Below are 23,324 nucleotides of genomic sequence, written 5' to 3'. Positions count from 1 at the left end.
AAAAGGGTTAACTATTTTTTAACAAGACGAAACACCTAATCTGGTGTCTCACTCGTATATATAAAAACTAAAACTCCAAATTCTTATGGTAAAACAATTCTTTTTTGTAGCGCTTGCAGGAATTCTACTAGCGTCATGCTCGGTTTCCAAAAGTGCGAGGGGCCAACGAGACCTTTTTAGCGGTACCTGGTCCCTGGACAACATTTCTTACGAAAACAATTCGGGTAATTTCAAATCCGTCATCTTCAATGATGCCGAGGATATCTGCTTTGAGGGTAGTGAATGGTTCTTTCGGGACAATAACAGTACCGGAAGATATACCATTGCTCAAAGTACGCTATGTAATGGGGGCGACCGTTTTTTTAGATGGTCCGTTGTTGAACCTTCCCAAAATTACAGTAGTCAATTGCAGTTCAAGTTTATCGATGAAAACCGAAAGGACATATCTGGAGGATATGGCTATCGTTTAAACATTGTCAGTTTAACAGAGCAGGCCATGATCTTAAAATCCAACGTATCGGTGGATGGACAACCCGTTACTATAGTTTATGAATTCTCAAAAAAATAATTAAATGAAAAATATCCTTTTAAAAAGTACGACTGCTTTCTTGGCATTATCTCTGATTCTAAGCTGTGATGCCATAAAAAATGCCAATAACACCCAAAAAGGTGCCGCTATCGGTGCTGGTGGTGGAGCTGTTATCGGTGGAGTTATTGGAAACAATGTTGGAAAGGGAAATACCGCCCTCGGAGCTATTATTGGTGCCGTTGTGGGTGGTGCCGCCGGTGGATACATTGGTAACCGGATGGACCGTCAAGCTGAGCGCATTGAAGAAGAAATTCCCGGCGCAGAGGTTAAAAGAGTTGGTGAGGGAATCAACGTGACCTTTAGCGGTGAGAATGGTGTTTATTTTGATACCAACAAAGCTGATATTAAAGGTGCTTCAGCCACTACATTGGATAAATTGGCCGGAATCTTCCAAGAATATCCACAATCCAATATCTTGGTTGAAGGTCATACTGATAGTGACGGTAGCGAGGAATATAACATGAGCCTTTCGCAAAGAAGAGCCCAAGCTGTGACCAATTATCTGGTGGGCAAGGGAATTTCCAGCGGTAGATTCACCACCAAATGGTATGGAGAAGTACAACCCGTGGAAAGTAACGACACTGCTGCTGGAAAAGCTGCAAACCGTCGTGTGGAATTGGCCATTGTTGCCAGTGATGAGTTAAAGCAAGAAGCCTACGAAAAAACAAAAGGCTAATAACCAATTTCAAGATAACCAAGAAGCCCGATGTTTTTGCATCGGGCTTTTTTGATGACAAATGTTGTGTTAATTAACAAAAATTTGAAGTAAGCTTTCACGTCAATATGTAAGATTATCACTACCTTAAAGGGGAATTTAATTCAACCACAAAAACTACTCAAGGGTATGTCGCATGTTGTCGAAAATAACACCCATGAAGTTCAGGAACTATTGGTTCGGTTAGAACGGAACAACAAAACCGTTCAACGCCTTTCAAAAAAACTTTGTTCGTATACCTGCGAACCCAATAACCCCTCCTGTTTTGAAAAATTGTACGAGATAAAAAACAAATTCAAGGTCTTTGCAAAACATCAAAAGGAAATCATGGAAGTCCTAAAGAGCAGAAAGGATGAAAGCCGTGAGCTCGATGTCAAGATTGAACTTCACCTAAAACGCTTTAAACAATTGGAGCGGGACATTGCTGGGTACCTTTTGGACACGCAAAAGCACTATTAATTCTTTCCTTCCCTAAAACAATGACCTTAATTTAATGTAAAAGTTAGTGTGCAATCTGTTTTGTACTCTTTCAAACATGCGTAATATTGCAAGGCAATTGCTAACATCTTGCCATGGGTAAATCCTCAAACTCTGCACTGGTTTTTCTCGCCTTTTTTGCCATTTACGTATTTTGGGGTTCCACCTATCTGTTGAACAAGATTGCAGTCACAGAGCTGCCACCGTTTATGTTGGCGGCATGCCGATTCATCACCGCGGGACTGTGCATATTCATTTTGGCCAAAATTCTGGGCATACCGCTTGTAACCACCAAAAAGCAATTCATTAATGCGGTTATAGCGGGAATTCTTTTTCTAAGTTTTGGCAACGGGGTAGTGGTGTGGGCACTTCGGTATGTGGACAGTGGCTTTGCTGCTCTTGAAATTTCTGCCCAACCGCTCATCATCCTTTTGATGATGCGAATATTACAGGGCAAAAAAATTCAACCGATGTCCGTGGTTGGTGTGGTTCTGGGCATTATCGGCATTTATTTACTGGTCAGTCAAAAACAGGTAATAACCAAGGAGGATTCCATCACAGGAATGATCATGATATTCTTTTGTATGCTGAGTTGGGCCTACGGAAGTCTTTTCGTGGCCAAGGCAGACCTACCCACCAATTACTTCGTGAACACGGGATACCAAATGTTCACCGCGGGGATAATCCTTGTGTTGATGAGCCTGAGTTTTGGTGAGGATTGGACCTCGCCTTTAAATTGGAGTGTAGAGGTGCAATGGTCTATGGTGCTATTGGTCATTTTCGGGAGTATCTTGGCATTTACCTCTTTCAACTATCTCTTAAAGGCGGTATCACCGGAAAAAGTAGCAACATCTACCTATGTCAATCCTATTGTGGCATTGTTGCTCGGATGGTATTTTTTGGATGAACAGATTACGGTTCAATCAGTAGTGGCAGCTGTTGTGCTATTAACGGGTGTGTATTTTATCAATACGAAAAAGACCTTGGCTATTTTTGAACGTTTCAAGCGCTAGCGGATAGTGTTGTTGTCATTCTGATTTTTCCTTCAATTCTTTTAGGGCCCTGTTCAAGCTTCGCTGGGTTACCCCAATATAGTTGGCAATGTCTTTTTTGGAAATTATCTCTGTTACTTCAGGAAACTCCCTTTTCAATTTGAGAATATTATCTTCAATGGGATATGCATGTTGGTACGAATGCCTTGGAGCCTTATAGCGAATCTTATCCGCAAGTGCTTTCATGATCAATCGATTGAACCGCATATCTGTTTCCAAAAGAGTATTGAAACTTGCATGCGAAATGGCAAAAGCTTTCAATGGAGTAATGGATGCCACGGAACAAATTGCTGGTCTGTTGTTGAAAACCTCAAGCTCACCAAATTCCAGCCCTTCTCCTAAAAACTCTTGGATAAAATCTTTTCCATTTTCATCCGAAATAAAACATTTTACAATACCCTCCCTAATCACATAAATTTTGGTGTACCGATGATTTTGTTCAAGAATGAGTTCATTGGCACCATACGATTCTTCCATAATGCCATGCCCCCCTTTTTTGAAGAGTTGTTCCGTGTAAGCCACTAATTCTGCATTGATTCGTATCATTTTTGAGCTTGGGACAAATGTCCTTTTCAGAATAAAAAAGATGCAATTTCTTTGTCCCTAAAAATACGGAATAGCAGTGAAGACCATCGCTGGAAATAGCACAAAATTGGAAGGGCAACGAATGTATTCCAAAAAATTCATTCTTATCTGTGTGGGTTCGCTTCTGTTCTCCACAAGCTTCAATATGCTTATTCCCGAGCTTCCCGCATACCTCTCAAGCTTGGGTGGCGCCAAATATATTGGGCTTATCATTGCCCTGTTTACCCTAACAGCTGGGATTTCCAGACCTTTTAGTGGCCGTTTGACGGATACGATTGGAAGAAAACCGGTCATGCTTTTTGGTGCCTTTGTGTGTTTGATCTGTGGTTTTTTCTATCCGATATTAACCTCGGTGTCCGGTTTTCTGATCCTTCGGTTACTACATGGATTTTCCACAGGATTTACGCCAACTGCTTCTTCCACATTTGTTTCCGATGTTGTTCCGTACAAAAGATTGGGTGAGGCAATGGGCATTTATGGGATTGCTTTTAGTACTGGGTTGGCCTTAGGCCCTGCGTTGGGAAGTCTCATAAAACTTCATTTTTCTTACACGGTATTGTTTTACAGTTCTTCAGGAATGGCGTTTCTGGCGTTATTGTTCATTTTTAATCTTAAAGAAACACTTCCCGAACGAAAACCTTTCAAGTGGAGCCTGCTTAAAATTACTAGGAGGGATATAATTGCAAGAGAAGCACTACCAGCCGCAGTCGTTAATTTTTTGGCCTACGTGGGATTTGGCGTGGTACTTACTTTGATTCCCGATTGGAGCGACGCTGTTGGCTTTGCCAATAAAGGAGTGTTCTTTATCGCATTTACCATTACATCCTTGCTGGTTCGAATTTTAGCAGGAAAACTTTCCGATCAATATGGAAGAACGAAAGTGCTAGTAGTTGGGTTGGTCATGCTGATTGTATCCTTGTTGGCCATAGGATATTCAGAGGGCACCACGGGATTACTGGTGGGTGCTGCAATGTATGGACTTGCCATGGGAGTGGTTACCCCAACCATTTACGCATGGACCATAGATTTGAGCCTTCCAGGTCAAAAAGGAAAGGCTATGGCCACCATGTATATCTCTTTAGAAGCTGGAATTGGCTTGGGAGCCCTCTTTTCTGGGTGGTATTACCAAGAAAACATAGCTCGGATTCCACATACGTTTTATTGTTGCGCTCTGTTGGTGGTAATGGCCATCGGATATGTTGTTTTTCAAAAAAACAAAAGTTGGGGTCTAGTTCAATAGGTCAAATCGGTGGGTATACTTTATCGTAAAGGTCTGATTGTCTATCGCATCAATTAAATCATCGTCCTTCACCACATTGAACACCACAAAAAGTCCGGTGTTGGCATTTTGTAGCCATCCAAAACGAGCATTTACGGAAGTGATGTTCGACACATTGTTGCGCTGTATCAAACTTTGAAGAAATATCCTAGGCGTAAAGGAATAGGCGAGTCGAAGCCCTCCCACCAAAGCGGTAAGGTTCCCGGTAGCTAGTTGAATATCGCTATGGCTCATGGTCAAAGAACTATTAAATCTATCCCCAATCCTATATTTAGCCGTGCCGCTGTTGGTAATCTGGTGCCCATTAAAGTAACCCCCAATAATGGTTCGTGTATCAAAAGAAAGTGCGGTATTGGGATTGGTGGTGATGACCAGTTGCAGTTCCTCATTGTTGTAATAGCCTACAGGTACGGGAACGTCAGAAATGGTAAATTCTTCAAACACCTGTTCGGCAGTAAAGTTGATACCAGTATGGATTTCAAATCCACTCTTGAGTACCCAATGGTTGTCCACATGCAAGAAACTGGTGATCAATTGATCATCAAAATTCCAATATCCGCGGTAGGATACGTGTGGCCGAATCTCCAATAATTTCCCTGCATCCTTAAATCGATGCGCCTTAAAGACCAAAAACTCTGGTTTCTTAAAGGCAGTTCGTTGCAAAAAGCCCACTTCGGGGTTAAAGCCTTCGCCCACTTCGGTATATCCTGCATTAATATTCCAACCTCCCCACTCGTAATTGCCCAATAGTTTAAATGCATGGTCTCCATTGTTTATTCCTGGAGTAACACTTTTTGCCACAAAACCATTTATGGTTGCCTTGTTGCCAATGCCCCATTTACCATCCATGGCATAAACCCGGTTGTAATCATCGTCCATTTCGCCCAAACCGGCACGGTTGACAAAAATACCGCCCAAGGAAGAACGTGTTCCTTCAAAATTATGGTTTACCCGCGCTACGGTAAAGTTGTTCTTTTCTATGTCAGCTTCCGCCACATCATCCGTAAACATGCTCAAAAATCCTATATTGGTCTGGCCCACTTTTCCAGAGAGGCGACCTCCACCAATGATGGGGACTAGGCTCCCGTTTTCGCCAATACCGATTCGCCTGCTGAAGAATAAATCTACTTCTCCGGGACTTCCAACCCCAAACTGACCCGCATTTTCCAAAAAGAATGCTCTTTTTTCCGGGAAAAAGAGGTTGAACCGGTCCAAGTTAACCTGTTGGTCATCCACCTCCACTTGGGCAAAGTCGGTGTTATACGTGAGGTCCAAGGTAAGGCTGGGGGTAACACTATATTTAATATCCGCGCCGGCATCAAAATTGGTTTCATTCTCATCCATTGCCTTATCGTTCACATGCTGACCCAAGACATACGGAATCAATTTCAGGTTGCCCGGATTTCTGAGGTTAAGTCCGTTTAAACTTCCGGCAAGGGAGAGACGTTTCATATCAAAACCCAATGGGAGAGAGGTCCAGTATGCGGTTTCGGTATTTTTACTGATGTTCCGTTGAAAATTCAACCCCCACGTTTTGTTCTCCCCAGGGGCAAATCGTAGCGAGCGGAAGGGGATGGCAAATTCGGCACTCCAACCATAGTCGCCCAATTGAGACCGTACCTTCCAGGTAGCGTCCCAGTTAATGTTGGTGCCCCCAATGACCCCACCCTGTTGGCGATTGGCGTTAAAGTTACCTTTACCCTCATTGTCAATTTGCGCATCATACTCCATTCCTTGGGCATTGGTCCCAAAAAGAAAACCATTTTGGCGATCGTGATAGGTGTCTATGATAAAGAGAAAACTATCCTCATCATTTAGGTCTGCATCACGGCGTGAATCTGAAACCACAATACCTTTCGCATCCGTATCATAACATACCACGGAAACATAAAATGTAGTGCTGGAATACGCAATGCGTACCTCTGTCTTTTCTGAAACCAATGCACCGTAATTGGGACGAATCTGAATCAAATCCGTAATGGCCGGAATCATTTGCCAAGCAGGGTCGTTGATGACCTCTCCATCCACCACAGGGTCTTCCTCCAATACGGTGGCATAATAGGCTGGTAATGTACTTTTTGGAGGTTCTTGCGATTGCAAGGGCACACAGCAAACGAGAGCTATGAGAAAAGACAATTTTTTCATAAAATAAGGTCTGGTTGGACGTTAAATATACCTTTAAAATCGGAAATCTTGATTAGTTTGAGTATTTTGTACTAAGGTTTTGATTTTGAAACAAATGAGAAAGATAGCAAGGTACATCATAGGAGCATTGGCACTGGTTGCGATGGGGTGCGCATCTGGGTCAAAAGTAAGTGCGACCCCGGCAGAGATAGAGGCTTTGGACAATTTGGTGGCCAACCAGTCTTTTGAAATCAATGCCCGATGGGCCTTACCTATGCCCAGTCAGGCTCTCAATAGTATTTCAAACGCCAACCTCCTTCCCATTGGCAGTAACGCAAGCCGCATTGACCTTACTGGAAATGCAAGTTACCTGCGAATGGTGGGTGACCATGTTGAAGCCGATTTGCCCTATTTTGGAGAGCGACAATTGTCTGGAGGATATAATCCGCAAAGAACCGGGATTCAATTCGAGGGTATGGCAGAGAACCTTAAGATTGAACCAAATACCAAAACCAAGGGGTACACTATGCGTTTCGATATCAACAATGGCTTGGAAAGCTATCAAGTCATTGCCCAATTGATGCCATCTCGTTCCAGTACCTTTAGTGTTGTGAGTTCGCACCGCACCCAAATCAGGTATGAAGGAATACTTTCCGAGTACAGCGAAGACGAAGATTAGTTTTTTTGTGAAACATTGCATTGCTTTTGTCCATTTCCATGATTTTGTCATAGTTTTATAGGATCAGAAACCAAAACAAAAGCATTCCACAATGAAAATGGCCCAAATGCCCCTCAAAACTGCAATCGTAGTTTTGTTCTCCCTTTTAATTATGTCCTGCAAAGGCAAGAAGGAGGAATCCCAAGAAAATAAGGATGAAACCACACAAAACGACCCCTTGGCAAAGTCCAGTTTGCCTTTGGAGCGTTTGAACCTTCCCAAAGGATTTAAGATTGACACCTATGCTGAAGGCGTTGAAGGAGCCCGGTCCATGGCCATGGGAGCCGACGGTACCTTGTTTGTGGGGACCCGAAATGAAAATACGGTGTATGCACTAAAGGATACCGATGGCGATTATAAAGTGGATGAGATGCATATTATTGCTGATAGTCTGGAGCAGCCCAACGGAATTGCCTACAAGGATGGTGACTTGTATGTGGCGGCTGTGAGCAAACTCTTCAAATTTCCCAATATTGAGGAATCCCTGGAAAGTCCGCCGACGCCCGAATTGATTTATGACGACTATCCGACCGAGTTCCACCATGGTTGGAAATACATCGCTTTTGGTCCTGATGATAAATTGTATGTGCCCGTTGGAGCGCCTTGCAATATTTGCGATAGTGCCCAAGTGGACAAGCGTTATGCTTCCATCACTCGAATGGATGCCGATGGCTCCAACCGGGAGATTGTGGCCCATGGAATACGAAATACAGTAGGGTTTACGTGGCATCCAGACACGGACGAACTGTGGTTTACAGACAACAACCGCGATATGATGGGGGATGACCTCCCTCCGGGAGAATTGAACCGTATCACTGAAATGGGGCAACATTTTGGCTATCCTTTCTGCCATGCGGGAACCATTCCCGACCCAGAATTTGGCAGCCAACGTCCATGTTCCGATTTTGTGCCCCCTGTTCAACAATTGGGGCCTCACGTAGCGGCGCTTGGGATAAAGTTTGATACAGGCTCCATGTTCCCTGCAGAATACAAAGGGCACGCCTTTCTTGCTGAGCACGGTTCTTGGAACCGTTCCAAAAAAATAGGCTATCGGATTACCTTGGTGAAATTGGACGGAAACGAAGCTGTTAGCTACGAACCTTTTATTGATGGTTGGTTGGATGACGAATCCCAAGAAGCTTTTGGTCGTCCTGTGGATTTACTGTTCATGGAAGATGGTTCCCTGTTGATTTCCGATGATGAGGGAAATGCCATCTACAGGGTCACCTACGAAAACTAGGTAAGTACTACAACTGGCTTAGGTATTTTGGTGGGGTCATATCCTCCATTTTCCAGGTGCTACGTTGATTATCGCTACTGGCCACTTCAAGAAAGATATGGGTAGAGGCAAATTTGCCTTGCGAAACAATCCGTTCAACGGTATAGGTCCATTCGCCACAAGGGAAGACAAATTCCGTTTTGTCCTTTTTTGGAGTTTGGCGAATCACCCCATCGCTTAAAACAAAATTCGGCGGTTCTAAAAATGTTTTGGGCTTGTGCCAACATTGGTATCGAATCTGTCCATTGCAAAGTTGGTCCACTTGGACTGTGTAATCAGAGTTTTGGCAGAGGACAAGGATGTGCTGTAGGTCGGGTTCGTCTTGGGGAATGGCTATGGCGGTTAAGTTTTTGTTTGGTCTGGGACTACTTCAACGGATTTTAAGCCTTTGTATTGTTCAGACTTTATTTCTCTTTTGCCAATGGGCACCATGAAGAAAACCAAGTAGATATAATATGAATGCCACAATGACCAAGCAAATTATCTGTAAGAGGTTTATGGTTTCAAGTGTAGTCATTTTCTTGTTTTTATAGCAAGCTAGATTGACCTGACGGTATTTGGTGGTTTAAATTGATGGATGAGCTTTTTGAATTGATGAATGATTGATTCTAATTGACGTGTGAAATATTTGTCCTACAAAAACTTTTGTAATCCATCTCGTATAATTCTGATGTCTTTCCCTAAAAAAGCATCTTTTTTTCACCCCTTTTCCTTATTTTCATGACCGAGTACGCAAAGCGGTTCACAACTCCTTGCGTACAACCTGAATGACTAACTCAAAAAACTAATCTCATGAAAAAAATCATGCTCCTTTGGTGCGCTGCACTGGGGATGGTCTTTTATGGCTTCGGACAGCGAAAAGCAGCCGGGCCTACCATCAACAAAACCCTTTACGAATCCATGAAATACCGGAATATTGGTCCCTTCCGAGGTGGACGGGTCACTACGGTGGAAGGATTGCCCAATGACATCTTTACCTATTATATGGGCGCCACCGGGGGCGGGGTTTGGAAGACCACCGATGGCGGGGAAACTTGGAACAATATCTCCGACGGCTATTTCAATACCACAGGTATTGGCGATATCACCGTGGCACCATCGGACCATAATATTGTATATGTGGGGACGGGTGAATCACCCATCCGTGGGGTTAAGACCTCCCATGGCGACGGCGTGTACAAATCCACCGACGCCGGAAAAACATGGAAACACATTGGTCTGGAGGCCACCCGACATATCGGAAAAGTGTTTGTGCATCCCACCAATCCCGATAAAGTCTATGTGGCCGCTCAAGGAAATCCATGGGGCACGGATGAACACCGAGGACTGTACCTCACCAATGATGGAGGGGAAACTTGGGAGAAAATCCTCTACGTGGGGGACGATAACGGGATTGTGGACATGACCGTAAGCCCCACCGACCCCAATTTTATGATGGTGACTTCATGGCAGTTTCAACGGAGACCATGGGCGCTCACCAGTGGACCGGACAGCAAAGTGTTCAAAACCACCGATGGCGGCCAAAACTGGAAAGAAATCACCAAAGGTCTGCCCAAGATAAAGGGGAAAATGGGTATTGACATATCACCCGCCAACCCCAATATTGTCTATATGGCCATTGAGGCCAAGGAGCGTGAGGGCGGCGTGTACCGTTCCGATGACGCCGGGGAAACCTTTACCCACACCAGCAACGACGCCACCACCTTTGCACGGCCGTGGTACTACATGCACATTATTGCCGACCCTAACGACGAGGACGAGCTTTGGGTGATGAACAGCTACGCTATGAAATCCATTGATGGCGGAAAAACCTTCGAGGGCAATCCGGGTACCCATGTGGACCATCACGATATGTGGATTAACCCGAATGATAGCAACGTTATGATCAACGGTAACGATGGCGGCGCAGCGGTCACCTACAACGGTGGCAAAACCTGGTCCACCATCTACAATCAGCCTACGGGACAGTTTTATCGGGCGTTGACGGACAACGGCCATCCGTATCGAATTTATTCCGGACAGCAGGACAACAGCACCATCGTTATAGACAGTCGGGTGATGGATGACGGTATTGGGCGGATGCACTGGGACATTGTCCGCGCTGGGGAATCGTCCACCGTGGCGGTGGACCCCAACAATCCGCGCTTTGTGTACTCCACCTATTTTGCCAGCAATTTTATGGAGTGGGACAGTAAAATCGATAACACCCGAATGGTGCGGCCCTATCCGGAGCGGATCAGTGGGGAGCAGCCCAAAAATCTAAAACTTCGTGCCAACTGGAACGGTCCGGTGATGGTATCGCCCCATGATCCCAACACCATTTACTACGGCTCGCAGTACGTGATGAAATCCACCGACCGCGGGGTCACTTGGGAAACCATGAGCGAAGACCTCACCCGAAACAACAAAGACCACCAAGGCGAGGGGGGAGGCCCCATCACCAATGAGCAGATTACGGCGGAAAGCTACAACAACCTCTTCAACATTGAGGAATCGCCCATCCGCGAAGGGGTCATTTGGGTCGGTTCTGACTGTGGTTTGGTACATGTGACCCAAGATGGCGGGCAAATCTGGACCAATGTTACGCCCAACGGACTACCAGAAGCCATCATCAATGTGGTGGAACCATCGCCCCACGATGCGGCCACGGCCTACATTGCAGTGGCAGGCTACAAAATGAACAATTTTACCCCCATGATCTACAAAACCAGCAATTATGGGGCTTCTTGGGAAAAAATCGTAAACGGATTGCCCGGCGATACCTTCGCCCGTAGCGTTCGGGAGGACCCAGACCGTAAGGGATTGCTCTACGCCGGTACCGAAACGGGGGTCTTCGTCTCTTTCAATGATGGCAAACAGTGGCTGCCCTTGCAGAACAATCTGCCCGAAGTGCCCATTACCGACCTACGGGTTAAGCGTAAGGATTTGGTGGTGGCCACCCAAGGCCGTGCCCTATGGATTTTGGACGATTTGACCCCACTGCATCAGATTTCGGATGAAGTGGCCAAGGCGGATTACTACCTGTACCAACCCCGCGATACCCATGCCGAGTTGTCCATTGCCTATTCCACCCGCGATGTACCCGGGGAGAACCCACCGCAGGGATTGCAGGTGCACTACCTGCTCAACAAGGAAGTACCTGCCGATACCCCAATGGCCTTGGAGATTTTGGACAGCAGCGGCGAGGTGATCCACTCCGAATACAGCGACCGCCCCAGAACGGGCTGCGATACCCTCGTAAAACCCCAACTAAAAAAGAAAATGGGCGCACACCGTTATCGCTGGAACATGAAAGTGGGGCAGTTTGACTGTTTTAAAGAATTCTACACCACCAACCGCGACCTTACCGCCTATGAGGCCGCTCCCGGCAACTACAAGGTACGGTTGACCATTGGCGATTTTACCCAGACACAGGACTTTGCCATTACCATTGATCCCCGTATAAAAATGAGCGCGGACAATGTGGAGGCTGCTTATGCAGAGCGCGATGTCCTGAACAAATCCCTGTACAAGGCTGCCACCGAAATGAGCCAAGGTGTACGCGACCTGCGAAAGATACAGCAACAACTGCACTTTGTACTGGACGAGACCAGCTCCGCTGAACTGCAGGAACAAGGCAAAGCCTTGAACCAAACAATAGAAAACTGGATAGCGGAAATTTTGCAAAAAGAGATGCGCACCTACCAGAGCAACTATATGTTTGAGGCACGGCTCTTGATCAAGTTCAAGGATTTCTTGAATGATATGGGTGGGGGCAACCTCCCGGTAAACGAAGGCACCAAAGAGGTAGTCCGCGACTATCTACAAAAGTGGAATGCAGTAAAAGCGGACCTGCAAAAAATAAAGAAGCAAGATGTGGCCGAGGTAAATGCCCTGATCCAAAGCACCGGCCTACCGGAATTGTATGTACCGTAGGGAATCTAGAGTTTAAGAATAGAAAGAAGGGAAGGCCGAAGGGTCTTCCTTTTTTTGACAGAAAAATAGAATACTATTTACATAAATGTTTTTGTAAATAGATGTAAAATTTGGGTATGTTATATAACCAAAATGCAAAGTAAAGGTCAATATTTGCTAAATTATCGCAAATATTCACAATAAGCTGCAATTTATAGGAGAAAATATCGTTTATTGCATTACCGCTATCAAAACCTATTTGGATGTTAATTGAATTTAGTGTAGGAAATTTTAAATCTATTAAAGAGGTTGAGACATTGAGCATGGTGACTTCAAATCTTCAACCTAGGTTTCCCCATCTCGAAGTCAATAATGTTTTAAGAGTTAATGATGATTTTAAGCTTTTAAAATCAAAGGCAATTTATGGGGCTAATGCTAGTGGGAAATCAAACTTTTACAAGGCTTTAGAGACGTTCAAAGAAATTGTAAGCAGTAACATTGGAGAAAAAAATCCATTAAATTCTATTTCTCCTTTTAAGTTGAGTGAAGAAACAGAAAATGAGCCTACATTTTTTCAAATTCAATTTTTGAAAGATGATATTGTTTATAGGTATGGGTTTGTTGCGGATAAGACAAAAGTTTTTTCCGAGTGGCTTTTTAAAAAAGCTGATAGGGAAGTATATCTTTTTACTAGAGAGGGAGATGAATCGAAAATCAACAAATCTCAATTTTCTGAGGGTAATATTTTAAGGGATATTTTAAAAAAATCATCGGAGGTACTAATTCAAGATAACTATCTATATCTTTCATTTATTGCTAAAGTCTTGAAAGGCAAAACTTCTTCAGATCTTGTTGACTTTTTGACAAATAAATTAGTAATGGTTTCTGGCTTGGACAGTTATTACAATAGTAAATCTGCGGAAAAGTTCATCGAAGATGAATCCAATAAACGCATTTTGGTTGATTTAGTTAAAGCTGCGGACATGGGGATTGCTGATATTGGTTACATTGAAGTTGACGATGAAGAAAAGAAAACTGTGCCCGGAAAGGAAAAAAAACCATTGAGAGTGGTGTACGCAGTTAAAAAACATTTTGACAGTAATAAAATGGAATCTGGAGACAGATGGATGGGATTCCAGTTTGAGGAATCAAAGGGAACTCAAAAGATGTTTGAATTATCTCCATATATCATTAAGGCCCTAAAAGAAGGGGGGACATTATTCATTGATGAATTTGATTCAAGGTTCCACTCTTTATTAACTAGGAAAATCGTTGAACTATTTAATTCAAAGTCAAATTTAAAAGGACAATTAATCTTCATCACACATGATACAAATCTTTTGTCTTCTAAATTATTAAGACGAGATCAGATTTCTTTTGCGATTCGAGACAAATATGGTGCCAGTCATTTTAGTTCATTAGCTGAATTTAAAGGTGTTCGTAATTCTGCTTCGTATGAAAATGATTATATCCACGGTAAATATGGAGCAATTCCGTTTTTAAGTGATTTCGAAGATATTCTTTTAGAAGAGGAAGATGCCTAAAAAGACAAAATCCATTAAAAAATCTGATATCAAGGCAGATAAACCTTGGCTCAAAAAAGTTGGCTTTACATCTTACAGAGAAGAATCAAAGGCAACCAAAAAAACATTTTTGATTATTTGTGAGGGTCAGACCGAATCGCTTTATTTTAGTTCATTTCCGATTTTATCAGCAAAGGTCATTACATATGATATTGGATGTTCAAACAATAGATTAGTTGAGTGTGCGGTGGATTTAGCAGCTACAGGGGGATATGATGAGGTTTGGTGTGTTTTTGATATGGATACTAAACCTGATCACAGCGGACAAGATGATGATTTTAATTCTGCTATCCAACTTTGTGCAAACACAGGCCTAAAATGTGCATATTCCAATGACGCCTTTGAATTGTGGATATATCTGCATTATCATTTTACAGATCAGCGAAATCATCGCAATTTTTATTATGAACAGCTAAGCCAAATTTTTGGAATTAATTATTCAAAACAAGGAAAAAAAAGAAAGTTCTCATCGGAAATATATCAGCTGTTAAAAAATGATGAGAGGGCAAATCAAAATGATGCAATTCAAAGATCCAAAACTTTAGTTGCACGGCACGCAGATTTACCACCTCATATACAAAACCCTGTTACTTATGTTCATGAGTTAGTAGAAGAGCTAAATAAACATCTTACTGAAAGGTAGTTTCCTCACCCCCCCCCCAATCACCTTTAAACGCAACCCTGTTACTTTTTTGATAACCTCATCCGTTATCCCTTCACCCTTTTAGCTACTTTCAGTTTAACCCGCTTCCGCTCCGTTTCCAATGTAAAGGCCGCCAGTTCCTGCTTTTCGGTGCCATGATGGCAATATCTTGAATTCCAAATTCCAAAACCCTTTACCCTTCACCCAAACCCCTTCCCCAAAAACCTAACACCCAATAGAAAATCGTCTAGTTAGTAGTCAGGTTCTCCCATGGAAATCAGTTTCGGGAAATCTGTGCAAGAAGTTGTGACGTTTATCCATGTGATTCCATACGGCCATACCGCAACTTTGTACCAATATTAAAATACATAAATCAGAAATCATGAAAACAGTAAAACAAGTATTTGCTTTGGCAGTGGCCCTTCTATGGGGAGCCTTTGCCCAGGCCCAAATTGATCCTGTGAACACCGATGGTGTGGCACTGGGAGGCTACGATGTGGTATCCTATTTTTCTGGAAAGGCCAAAGAAGGAAAAAAGACCTTTGCAGCCAAGCACAATGAAGTCACCTATTATTTTGCGAGCAAGGCCAACCGGGATGCCTTTACCAAAGCCCCGAAGAAGTATCTACCCCAATTTGATGGGTACTGCGCATGGGGCGTAGGAGCCAAGGCGGCCAAGTTTCCCATAAACCCAGAGACTTTTGACATTGTAGATGGAAAACTTTACCTGTTTTTCGATGGAGAGTTCAATGGTGAACAGCTGGACACTTCTGTAGATTGGAAAGCCCGTACTGCAGAGCTTGAAAAAGCGGCCCATACCAATTGGCCCAACATCAAAGACAGCAAGTAATGTATTCAGGGCAGGTTGAGGTTTTCAGCCTGCTCTTTTTTATTTAAAAACATACACCATGGCAATAGAACAAAAATTTCCGTTACCTCCCTTTACTGAGGAATCGGCAAGAGAAAAAGTACAGTTGGCCGAAGATGCCTGGAACAGCCAAGATCCCGAAAAAGTATCCAAGGCCTATACGGTGGATACCGAATGGCGCAATCGCTCCCAATTTGTAAATGGACGGGAAGAAGTGGTCGCTTTCTTGACAGACAAATGGCAGAAAGAGAAAAACTACAAGCTAAAAAAGGAACTTTGGGCTTTCACCGACAACAGGATAGCGGTGCGGTTCGAGTATGAATATCAAAACAGACAAGGACAATGGTTCAGGGCCTACGGCAATGAAAATTGGGAGTTTAATCAACACGGCTTAATGCAGAAACGTTACGCCAGTATCAATGATCTGCCCATTGCCGCAAACGAACGAAGATTATAAATGACAACTGCGCGCATTTCGTTTTTAGCTTTTTTGGGATAGGGTAGGCTACGCCTTGGTTTTATGTGTCTTTTTCAACAGTTACAATTTGTGGGACATGCGGTTTCAGTTAATCAAAAATCAATTATTTCAGGAAAATTGAATACCTTAAAGCCTTAGTTCGTAAACGCTTATGAATAAAAAGTGGTTCTTAAGTACCTTTGTGGTCAATATGGTTCTGAATTGGTGTATTACATGGTTTGGCCTGCAAAGGTAAATTACCATACCTTCAATGCTGTCATTGCCAACCATCGGGAAGCTGCGGAAGTCAATGATGCCCTATTGGTGCCTGTTGGTGAAGAATGGAAGGACTTTTTGACACTACAGGCAATTTTCGTATTATGGTTCTGATGATTTCCACCCATCCGAAAAAGGAACAGAAAAGGCGGCGGAAATCATTGCTGAAACCCTTTTTCCATGACCTATGAATGCAGCAAACCCTGAAGTTGACGAGTATATAGCCGAAGGCTGCGGCCGTTGCGATTTGGTGGGCACACCGGACTGCAAGGTGCAAAGTTGGCAGGAGGAAATCAAGGCACTGCGCCGGCTTTTATTGGAAAGCGGGCTTACCGAAGAACGAAAGTGGGGTTCACCCTGTTATACCCTTAATGGCAAGAATGTGGTGATGATCGCTGCGTTTAAAGACAATTGCTCATTGAGTTTTCTAAAAGGTGTATTGCTGAAGGATCCGCAGGGCATCTTGGAAAAACCGGGTGAAAATTCCCAATCTGTCCGTTTTGCCCGATTCACCGATGCAAAGCAAATTATGGAACAATGGGACGTTCTAAAACACTACGTGTTTGAGGCGATTGAGGTGGAAAAAGCCGGATTGGAGGTGAAAAAGAAGGCTATATCCGAACACGATATGCCCAAAGAGCTTCAAGCCAAAATAGATAACGACCCCGATTTTAAAACCGCCTTTGAAGCTTTGACCCCGGGCAGGCAACGCAGTTACATGATCCACATTTCCCAAGCCAAGCAATCCAAGACCCGCCTATCCCGAATTGAAAAGTGTATACCCAAGATCAGGGCAGGGAAGGGGCACAACGAGTATTAGCCAATTCCATAACTATCGGATACCCATAAAATTCAGGGCTTGTCCAAAGTTTTTTTCGGTGTGGGATTCATATCTTACCAATCACTTAATTTTTTAAGAAAAAACCGGGTAAATCACTAAAAACATGGTCATATAGTCCAGATGCACGGTTCTGTTCGTAATTTAAACGGACATTTGGCTAATCTAAAATTTGCGCATGACCCAGCCTATTCAAAAATGGCTTTTTCCACTCTTCTTTTCATTGACCTCGTTGGCAATGTCCTACGGACAGCAACGGAAAACATTTGAAGGCCCACTTCAAATAGGGCCTTATTCGGGAAAAGCAACGTATCAGTTTATCATTTCGGACCTTGACACCGTTTTTGACGGTGATTTTCTGTTGCAGAAATCCAATTTGGAAACTTTGATGGAGAATGAGGACGCCTCCTTCCGTTTTACAGGTTCTTTTGATGAAGGAGTGGCCAATGGTCCTTGGCAATTCCAGTTCGGCGAGTACAAGACGAACAGCCAAAGTCAGGTGGTGGACTATCAGTACCGGGTATTGGTAAGTGGTCAACAAGAAATAGGTGAAGGGGTTTTAAAGGATGGAAATCCTGACGGAGACTGGACCTATACCATCAATCAAATCAAAGATTCCGAAGTTGAGAAGATTCTTTTTAAGAGCAGTATTTCTTTTGAAAACGGGATTCCCCAGCAAAGCTTTCAAATAGAAAATGACAGCAGTGTGTTGGTGGGACGGTTTTTACGAAATGGCCTGGCCCATGATGAATGGTCGTTTTACGCCACCGATGTGGTAGAGGACACCGAGAATTGGTTTTTCGAGGACGGATTGCTACAACGTATCCAAACAGAATCCAATGGTGTTTCCCAAGAGCTACCCGTATTTGATGCCAGTGCCCCTAACTACCAAACCATTCCATTGAATGACCGGTATTTTGCCTTGTTGCGTGCTATTTTGAACAACGATTCGGGCAAAAGCCAGATCATTCATCTCTTGGAACAGAATATAGGCTATTACTCAAAAATGGATGGGGTTCTTTCCCATTTGAACGCTCCCGGGATCGCCGCCAACATGAAGGTGAGGGTTCCATTTTATGCGTTGGATTCCCTTCAAAAAAATACCTTGGAGCAAATAGCTGCAGAATACCAAACCGCAGCGGCCCTTAGCAATGCTATATTAAAGAATAGCCACCTGAACATTGTTAAACGTACCGACCCTGAAGCCCTTTTCTTTTATCAAGTGACCGAAAAGATCAGCGAGGAGTTTTTGGGGCCTTTGGGAACACTGGCGGGGTATATTGAGCACGATATCGTTCAATTTCAAGAGATTTCAACGATTTCAGGTCGACTTTGGCCTAATGGAAAACCTGAAAAGGAAATTCGTGTTACAGGAGAAACAGGTGGGGAGCAACGTACATTCAGTTTGCCCAGTTCCGAAGAATTTGGATACGAAGGAAATGACCTTCTGTCCGTTGCGGCTTTGGGCACCTATGCCAGAATGAGCTTGGAATATATCAGAGGGTCGCTTTCTTCCAGATTGACGAACGAGGAACAACTCCAAATTTTAAATGGTTTGGAGGAGGAGCTCATCGCACTGAACAATGCCTTGGAGCAGCAGATGGACTCTCTACCAGAAACGTTTCCGGTCCGATACAAAAGCGCCATGACGAGCATGAAGCGTGTGGCGGATAGCGCATTGACCACATACGCTTCCATAGAAGAACCCAATGCAAAATTGGAATATGGGCAAGGCGCAAAAACATGTCTTTCGCAATTAAACAAACTAGCTGTTTCCGTGGCGGAACTGCCAAAACAACAGGAAGAAATCCGAAAAAAATATACCGATGCCGTTTGGAACCCTTTTATGGCCAATGTGATGGAGGAGGAGGTAAAAAAGAGAATCGTGAGTGCTTACAAAGATGTTTTGATTCCCTACTTCATTACAGCAATTACGCAAGAGCTGGACTGCAACAATGCCAGCACACTCAATGACCAAATGGAACATACCTATCAACGCATGTTGGAACTTCGGGATTTGGATACCAAAAAACTGGAACGCAAGCTACGGCGCGAAAAGCGACCCAAAGAAGTTTTACAATTGCTGGATCAACAATCAACCGCTAAAAACCAATAGGCATGATGAGTAGCAGAAAAAGCTTTTGGTTGGTTGTTATGATCTTTGTGGGGATTGCGGGTACAGTTTTGGCACAAGAAATGGAACCGGAGGTATTGCCGGAAACTTCGCAATACAAAGACCCAAAGACCAAGGTTTGGTTCAATTCCTACGGAAATATACGGATTGGGAAACGCTTCTTTTGGGATGCCCAGACCCATTTTAGGTTCGAGGAGACCAAAAGCACCCCATTCATGGGGCAAATTGGTCAGATTTACAACCGACACGCCATTGGTTATATTTTTTCCAAAAAGACCAATGTAAGTTTGGGTGGGGTAGTGCGTATCAATTTTAATACGGACGAAGAATCGGAAGACCGCAATGTGGTCCCAGAATGGCGTATTTGGCACCAATACCAATTTGCCATGCCCTTTTATTCGGCAATGCTCTACCACAGAATCCGGATAGAGCATCGATGGACCCAAGGTTTTGCTGAGGATAGTGATTATATTTTCAGAAATCGCTGGCGGTATATGTTCCGGGCCAAAATCCCATTGAACAACTATAAATTACAACCCAAAACGATTTATATTTCACCTGAGGCAGAACTCATCATGCAAAGCGGAAAAGCTGTGGTGGACAGTCCCATGGAAGACCTTCGGATAACCACCACCATTGGATACATTGCAACCCCAAGATTGACCTTTGCCGCAGGGCTTATGTATTCCCAAGGGCAGGAACTGTATAATGGTGGATTCTATAAACAATCTTGGACCATGCGGTTCCATGTCTACTTCTCTCCCGATTTTAGAAAGGTGAAAAACAAACTGCCGGACATCCATTTAACTGATTGATACGTATCTAATACTGAAGCAACTAAAGACACTATGAAACTAAAAAAATACGCTCCATTCATTCTTTTGTTCATTTTAACCGCTGGTATTCTGTTCTATGTTTCAAAAACAATTCAGCTGAAAGAACATCTCGTTGCTATTCAAGAAGAAAACAAAATCATTTCAGAAAAACTGGATGAATATGAGCGATTGACGGAAATAGACTCCGTATTGCTTCAGGGCGATTATGATGCCGCTATCGCATCCTATAATGCTTCCATGAATTCAGTGAAAGAGGGTAGTGGACTTATTCCATTGCGTATCGCTTTGGCTGAAAAACTAAGAAATAATCGAACAGGCGCGCCTAAAATTCCGGATAATGTCTTGGCTCAGTTAGACTCACTCCCAAAATCAGATTGGGATGAAGAAGTGGCCGTTAGAAAGTACGATTCCCTTAATTTCTCCCTTGAAAAAACCAAGGTACAGTTGGTCCGTTTAAAAAAGCAGCTCAAGCAAAAATCCTTCGGGGAGTATCTTACCTTCAAAAGCAAAAAGGGAAACCAAATGCATTACATCGGTCAGGTTAAGGACGGAAAGGCCCATGGATTCGGTGTAGCCCTATTGGACTCCGGCAGTCGATATGAAGGACAGTGGAAGAACAACGAAAGACACGGGGAGGGCACTTTTTATTGGCCTGATGGCGAATATTATGTAGGGAACTACACCCATGACAAGCGAAGCGGTTATGGCACCTACTATTGGCCCAACGGCGAAAAATACACTGGTGAATGGAAGGATGATAAACGCAGCGGAACAGGTAAGTTTTACGATTCTGATGGAGATGTGGTCGCCGGGGGCGAGTGGAGTGATGATAAACTGGTGGAACTGAACGAAAAGTAGCACCCCCAGTACTTAAACCGTACAACTTCTTCTTTTTGCATGCCCATTTAAGTTCAGACAATCAAAATAGTGATGAACCGGGCCCATATTCTGCTCACCACACCCATAAATACTATCCTAGTTATTTATAGAGGACATGCACTTACGTATGAAAAATTCATACAAAATTTTCAGTAATCTAAAGGGCTGACAGTCAATACGCAATAGGCTTCGTTAACATTTTTTAGAACGATTTTAACATTTTTCGCATAGGGAATACCCGTAGGTATATTGTTAGTACAATGAACATAACCCTATAAATTACAATTTATGAAGACGTATTTGAAACTGGCAGGAACAACATTTTTAAGTGTTTTATTTATGGTTTCCTGTAGCGATGACGAAAATGATGGAATGGAAACTCCCGAGGAATCGTACAGCACCACTTTCAAAATGACAGATGCCCCCATTGACAATGCAAACGTAGAAGCGGTGTTCATCACAGTTTCTGACATTAAAGTGGATGGAACCTCCTTGGAAGGATTTAACAAAACAACTTTTGACCTTTCCGCCCTGGTCAACGGTCAGACCAAGACCCTTGGGAACATTGACCTTGCCGCAGCATCGTATTCCAACATTGAGTTGGTGCTTGATTATGATACAGATGCCTCAGGGAATGCCCCCGGCTGTTATGTGGAATTGGCTGGAGGCGAGAAGGATAAGCTTGAAGCCACGGCAAACAGCATCACCATTACCGACACCTTTGAGGTCTTTGCAACTTCAACAAATGATGTAATCATTGATTTTGATTTGAGAAAGACTATAAAGGAAGAGGAAGGAACGCTTTCAAGCAACTTTGAGTTTGTCTCCATGTCGGAGCTTTCAGCAGGTATCCGCACTGTGAACGAAGAGTCAACTGGTTCCATATCGGGTACGGTGAACGATGCTGAAAACACATCCGACAAAATCATTGTCTATGCCTATGAAAAAGGTACGTTCAATGCAGAAACTGAGACCCAAGGTCAAGGAGAAGGCAATGTAATGTTTAAGAATGCCGTGACCAGTTCTGTTGTTGCGGGTATCAACAACTCCTATAGTCTCAACTTTTTGACTGAAGGGGAGTACGAATTGATATTTGTTTCCTATAACGAAGAAACCGAAGGTAGTGGATTTGAGTTTAATGCATTATTGGAAGCCGAATCGAATACTGTACTTGATTTAGGCGCCATTAGTATTACCTCGGCGTTGCAGCTGGATGCCAATGTTACCATTACTGGAACCAAATCATAAGATGTTTATTCTTACTTGATTGAGATAAAAGAGAAAGCCCTGCTTAAAGCGGGGCTTTTTGTTTTGGATACAGGAATACTTACCTCTCCAAACCCACGGAAGACCAGAAAAGTAGCAACTGCTTCGTTGAACCATTTTATACCCTTTATATTTGCAACGTTTTGATTTTAAAACTATAAACAAAAATTATGAGTAAAGTAAAGGAGAATGATACTGTAAAAGTGCATTACACCGGTAAATTGACCAATGGGCAGATTTTTGACAGTTCTTTGGAAAGGGAACCCATGGAAGTGGCCTTGGGCCAGGGTCAGCTTATCCCAGGATTTGAAAAAGGATTGATAGATATGGCTGTTAATGAAAAGAAAACCATAACCATTGATAAGAAAGATGCTTATGGAGAGGTCAACGAATCGCTTTTTCAAAAAATATCCAAATCCCAGCTGCCCGATGATCTTAAACCCGAAGTTGGAATGGGTTTGGTGGGGTCCAATTCAGCTGGGCAGGAACAACAGTTTCGCGTAGCCAAGGTTGAAGAAGAAGATATTATCATAGATGCCAACCACCCGTTGGCGGGACAAGATTTGGTGTTTGACCTAGAGGTGGTTGAAATACTGTAGCTATAAACTTGTTTATTACGTAAAAGCCTGTCTTTAGCAAGACGGGCTTTTTTGCTTTTAAAAGCAGAGTTCTCTACTCCATACTTCCAAAACGGAATGTTTTTCAACCAATATATTCCAATTGGCAGGGAGAAAGTGCATGAAACTGCCGAAAAACCCCAGAATTTTTAAGGATTTTCTGTAATAAATATATAAAGTCATTTTCTATATTGCTGTTCTCCAGGTTATTGACT

General features: G+C 43.3%; 22 protein-coding genes. 19 read left to right on the top strand and 3 right to left on the bottom strand.

Annotated elements, in window-relative coordinates:
- Positions 1–85: 85 nt before the first annotated feature.
- The 4 genes from AB1A65_RS11700 (at position 86) to AB1A65_RS11685 (ending at position 2,794) form a co-directional block, all read left to right on the top strand.
- On the top strand, positions 86–568 hold the full coding sequence (locus AB1A65_RS11700) for a lipocalin family protein (RefSeq protein WP_366589253.1): 483 nt from the start codon (positions 86–88) through the stop codon (positions 566–568).
- Positions 569–572: 4 nt separating this feature from the next.
- On the top strand, positions 573–1,265 hold the full coding sequence (locus tag AB1A65_RS11695) for an OmpA family protein (protein WP_366589250.1): 693 nt from the start codon (positions 573–575) through the stop codon (positions 1,263–1,265).
- A gap of 168 nt (positions 1,266–1,433) precedes the next feature.
- Entirely contained in the window at positions 1,434–1,763 is a 330-nt protein-coding gene (locus AB1A65_RS11690; protein ID WP_366589247.1) for a hypothetical protein, read from the top strand.
- Between the two features lie 113 nt (positions 1,764–1,876).
- Entirely contained in the window at positions 1,877–2,794 is a 918-nt protein-coding gene (locus AB1A65_RS11685; protein WP_366589245.1) for an EamA family transporter, read from the top strand.
- Between the two features lie 15 nt (positions 2,795–2,809).
- Here the strand turns inward: AB1A65_RS11685 and AB1A65_RS11680 are convergent, their stop codons facing one another.
- Positions 2,810–3,379: a Crp/Fnr family transcriptional regulator gene (locus tag AB1A65_RS11680; protein ID WP_366589243.1), complete on the bottom strand. Its 570-nt coding sequence runs from the start codon at positions 3,377–3,379 to the stop codon at positions 2,810–2,812.
- Positions 3,380–3,455: 76 nt separating this feature from the next.
- Between AB1A65_RS11680 and AB1A65_RS11675 the strand changes: the two genes are divergently transcribed.
- Positions 3,456–4,658, top strand: coding sequence for an MFS transporter (locus AB1A65_RS11675; RefSeq protein WP_366589240.1), 1,203 nt, complete (start codon positions 3,456–3,458; stop codon positions 4,656–4,658).
- On the opposite strand, the gene AB1A65_RS11670 is transcribed toward AB1A65_RS11675, so the two are convergent.
- The gene (locus AB1A65_RS11670; RefSeq protein WP_366589238.1) at positions 4,647–6,842 is read right to left on the bottom strand and encodes a DUF5916 domain-containing protein; all 2,196 of its coding nucleotides are present in this window, start codon (positions 6,840–6,842) and stop codon (positions 4,647–4,649) included. The two genes, AB1A65_RS11675 and AB1A65_RS11670, sit on opposite strands and share 12 nt — an antisense overlap.
- A gap of 94 nt (positions 6,843–6,936) precedes the next feature.
- On the opposite strand from AB1A65_RS11670, the gene AB1A65_RS11665 reads away from it, so the two are divergent.
- Together AB1A65_RS11665 and AB1A65_RS11660 are read left to right on the top strand one after the other, a co-directional pair.
- A complete protein-coding gene (locus tag AB1A65_RS11665) occupies positions 6,937–7,500 on the top strand; it encodes a DUF4251 domain-containing protein (RefSeq protein ID WP_366589235.1) in 564 nt (187 codons plus the stop codon).
- 91 nt (positions 7,501–7,591) lie between these two features.
- Positions 7,592–8,779: a sorbosone dehydrogenase family protein gene (locus tag AB1A65_RS11660; protein WP_366589233.1), complete on the top strand. Its 1,188-nt coding sequence runs from the start codon at positions 7,592–7,594 to the stop codon at positions 8,777–8,779.
- 7 nt (positions 8,780–8,786) lie between these two features.
- Here the strand turns inward: AB1A65_RS11660 and AB1A65_RS11655 are convergent, their stop codons facing one another.
- Positions 8,787–9,080, bottom strand: coding sequence for a hypothetical protein (locus AB1A65_RS11655; RefSeq protein ID WP_366589231.1), 294 nt, complete (start codon positions 9,078–9,080; stop codon positions 8,787–8,789).
- A 530-nt stretch (positions 9,081–9,610) separates the two neighbouring features.
- On the opposite strand from AB1A65_RS11655, the gene AB1A65_RS11650 reads away from it, so the two are divergent.
- From AB1A65_RS11650 to AB1A65_RS11595, 12 genes are all read left to right on the top strand, one after another.
- The gene (locus AB1A65_RS11650; protein ID WP_366589229.1) at positions 9,611–12,733 is read left to right on the top strand and encodes a glycosyl hydrolase; all 3,123 of its coding nucleotides are present in this window, start codon (positions 9,611–9,613) and stop codon (positions 12,731–12,733) included.
- Between the two features lie 242 nt (positions 12,734–12,975).
- Positions 12,976–14,256: an ATP-binding protein gene (locus AB1A65_RS11645; protein ID WP_366589227.1), complete on the top strand. Its 1,281-nt coding sequence runs from the start codon at positions 12,976–12,978 to the stop codon at positions 14,254–14,256.
- Positions 14,249–14,938, top strand: coding sequence for an RloB family protein (locus tag AB1A65_RS11640; RefSeq protein ID WP_366589225.1), 690 nt, complete (start codon positions 14,249–14,251; stop codon positions 14,936–14,938). Before AB1A65_RS11645 ends, AB1A65_RS11640 begins: the two co-directional genes overlap by 8 nt.
- Positions 14,939–15,320: 382 nt before the next feature.
- Complete coding sequence (locus AB1A65_RS11635; RefSeq protein WP_366589223.1) at positions 15,321–15,788, top strand: YHS domain-containing (seleno)protein; 468 nt, start codon at positions 15,321–15,323, stop codon at positions 15,786–15,788.
- Between the two features lie 58 nt (positions 15,789–15,846).
- Positions 15,847–16,263 carry a nuclear transport factor 2 family protein gene (locus tag AB1A65_RS11630; RefSeq protein WP_366589221.1) on the top strand — a complete coding sequence of 139 codons (417 nt, stop codon included), beginning with the start codon at positions 15,847–15,849 and terminating at the stop codon, positions 16,261–16,263.
- A gap of 183 nt (positions 16,264–16,446) precedes the next feature.
- Positions 16,447–16,653, top strand: a complete 207-nt coding sequence (locus AB1A65_RS11625) for a hypothetical protein (protein ID WP_366589218.1) — start codon at positions 16,447–16,449, stop codon at positions 16,651–16,653.
- Positions 16,654–16,726: 73 nt separating this feature from the next.
- A complete protein-coding gene (locus tag AB1A65_RS11620; protein WP_366589216.1) occupies positions 16,727–17,359 on the top strand; it encodes a YdeI/OmpD-associated family protein in 633 nt (210 codons plus the stop codon).
- 196 nt (positions 17,360–17,555) lie between these two features.
- Entirely contained in the window at positions 17,556–19,493 is a 1,938-nt protein-coding gene (locus AB1A65_RS11615) for a hypothetical protein (protein WP_366589214.1), read from the top strand.
- A 2-nt stretch (positions 19,494–19,495) separates the two neighbouring features.
- Complete coding sequence (locus AB1A65_RS11610) at positions 19,496–20,326, top strand: DUF2490 domain-containing protein (protein WP_366589212.1); 831 nt, start codon at positions 19,496–19,498, stop codon at positions 20,324–20,326.
- Positions 20,327–20,359: 33 nt separating this feature from the next.
- Positions 20,360–21,205: a hypothetical protein gene (locus tag AB1A65_RS11605; RefSeq protein WP_366589210.1), complete on the top strand. Its 846-nt coding sequence runs from the start codon at positions 20,360–20,362 to the stop codon at positions 21,203–21,205.
- 309 nt (positions 21,206–21,514) lie between these two features.
- Complete coding sequence (locus tag AB1A65_RS11600) at positions 21,515–22,474, top strand: DUF4382 domain-containing protein (RefSeq protein ID WP_366589208.1); 960 nt, start codon at positions 21,515–21,517, stop codon at positions 22,472–22,474.
- A gap of 188 nt (positions 22,475–22,662) precedes the next feature.
- Positions 22,663–23,091 (top strand): peptidylprolyl isomerase, encoded by a 429-nt coding sequence (locus AB1A65_RS11595; protein ID WP_366589205.1) that lies wholly within the window; start codon positions 22,663–22,665, stop codon positions 23,089–23,091.
- Positions 23,092–23,324 lie beyond the last annotated feature (233 nt).

The organism is Allomuricauda sp. ANG21 (assembly GCF_040705235.1).
GTDB lineage: Bacteria > Bacteroidota > Bacteroidia > Flavobacteriales > Flavobacteriaceae > Flagellimonas > Flagellimonas marina.
This window is presented reverse-complemented; position numbering and strand designations above follow the sequence as displayed.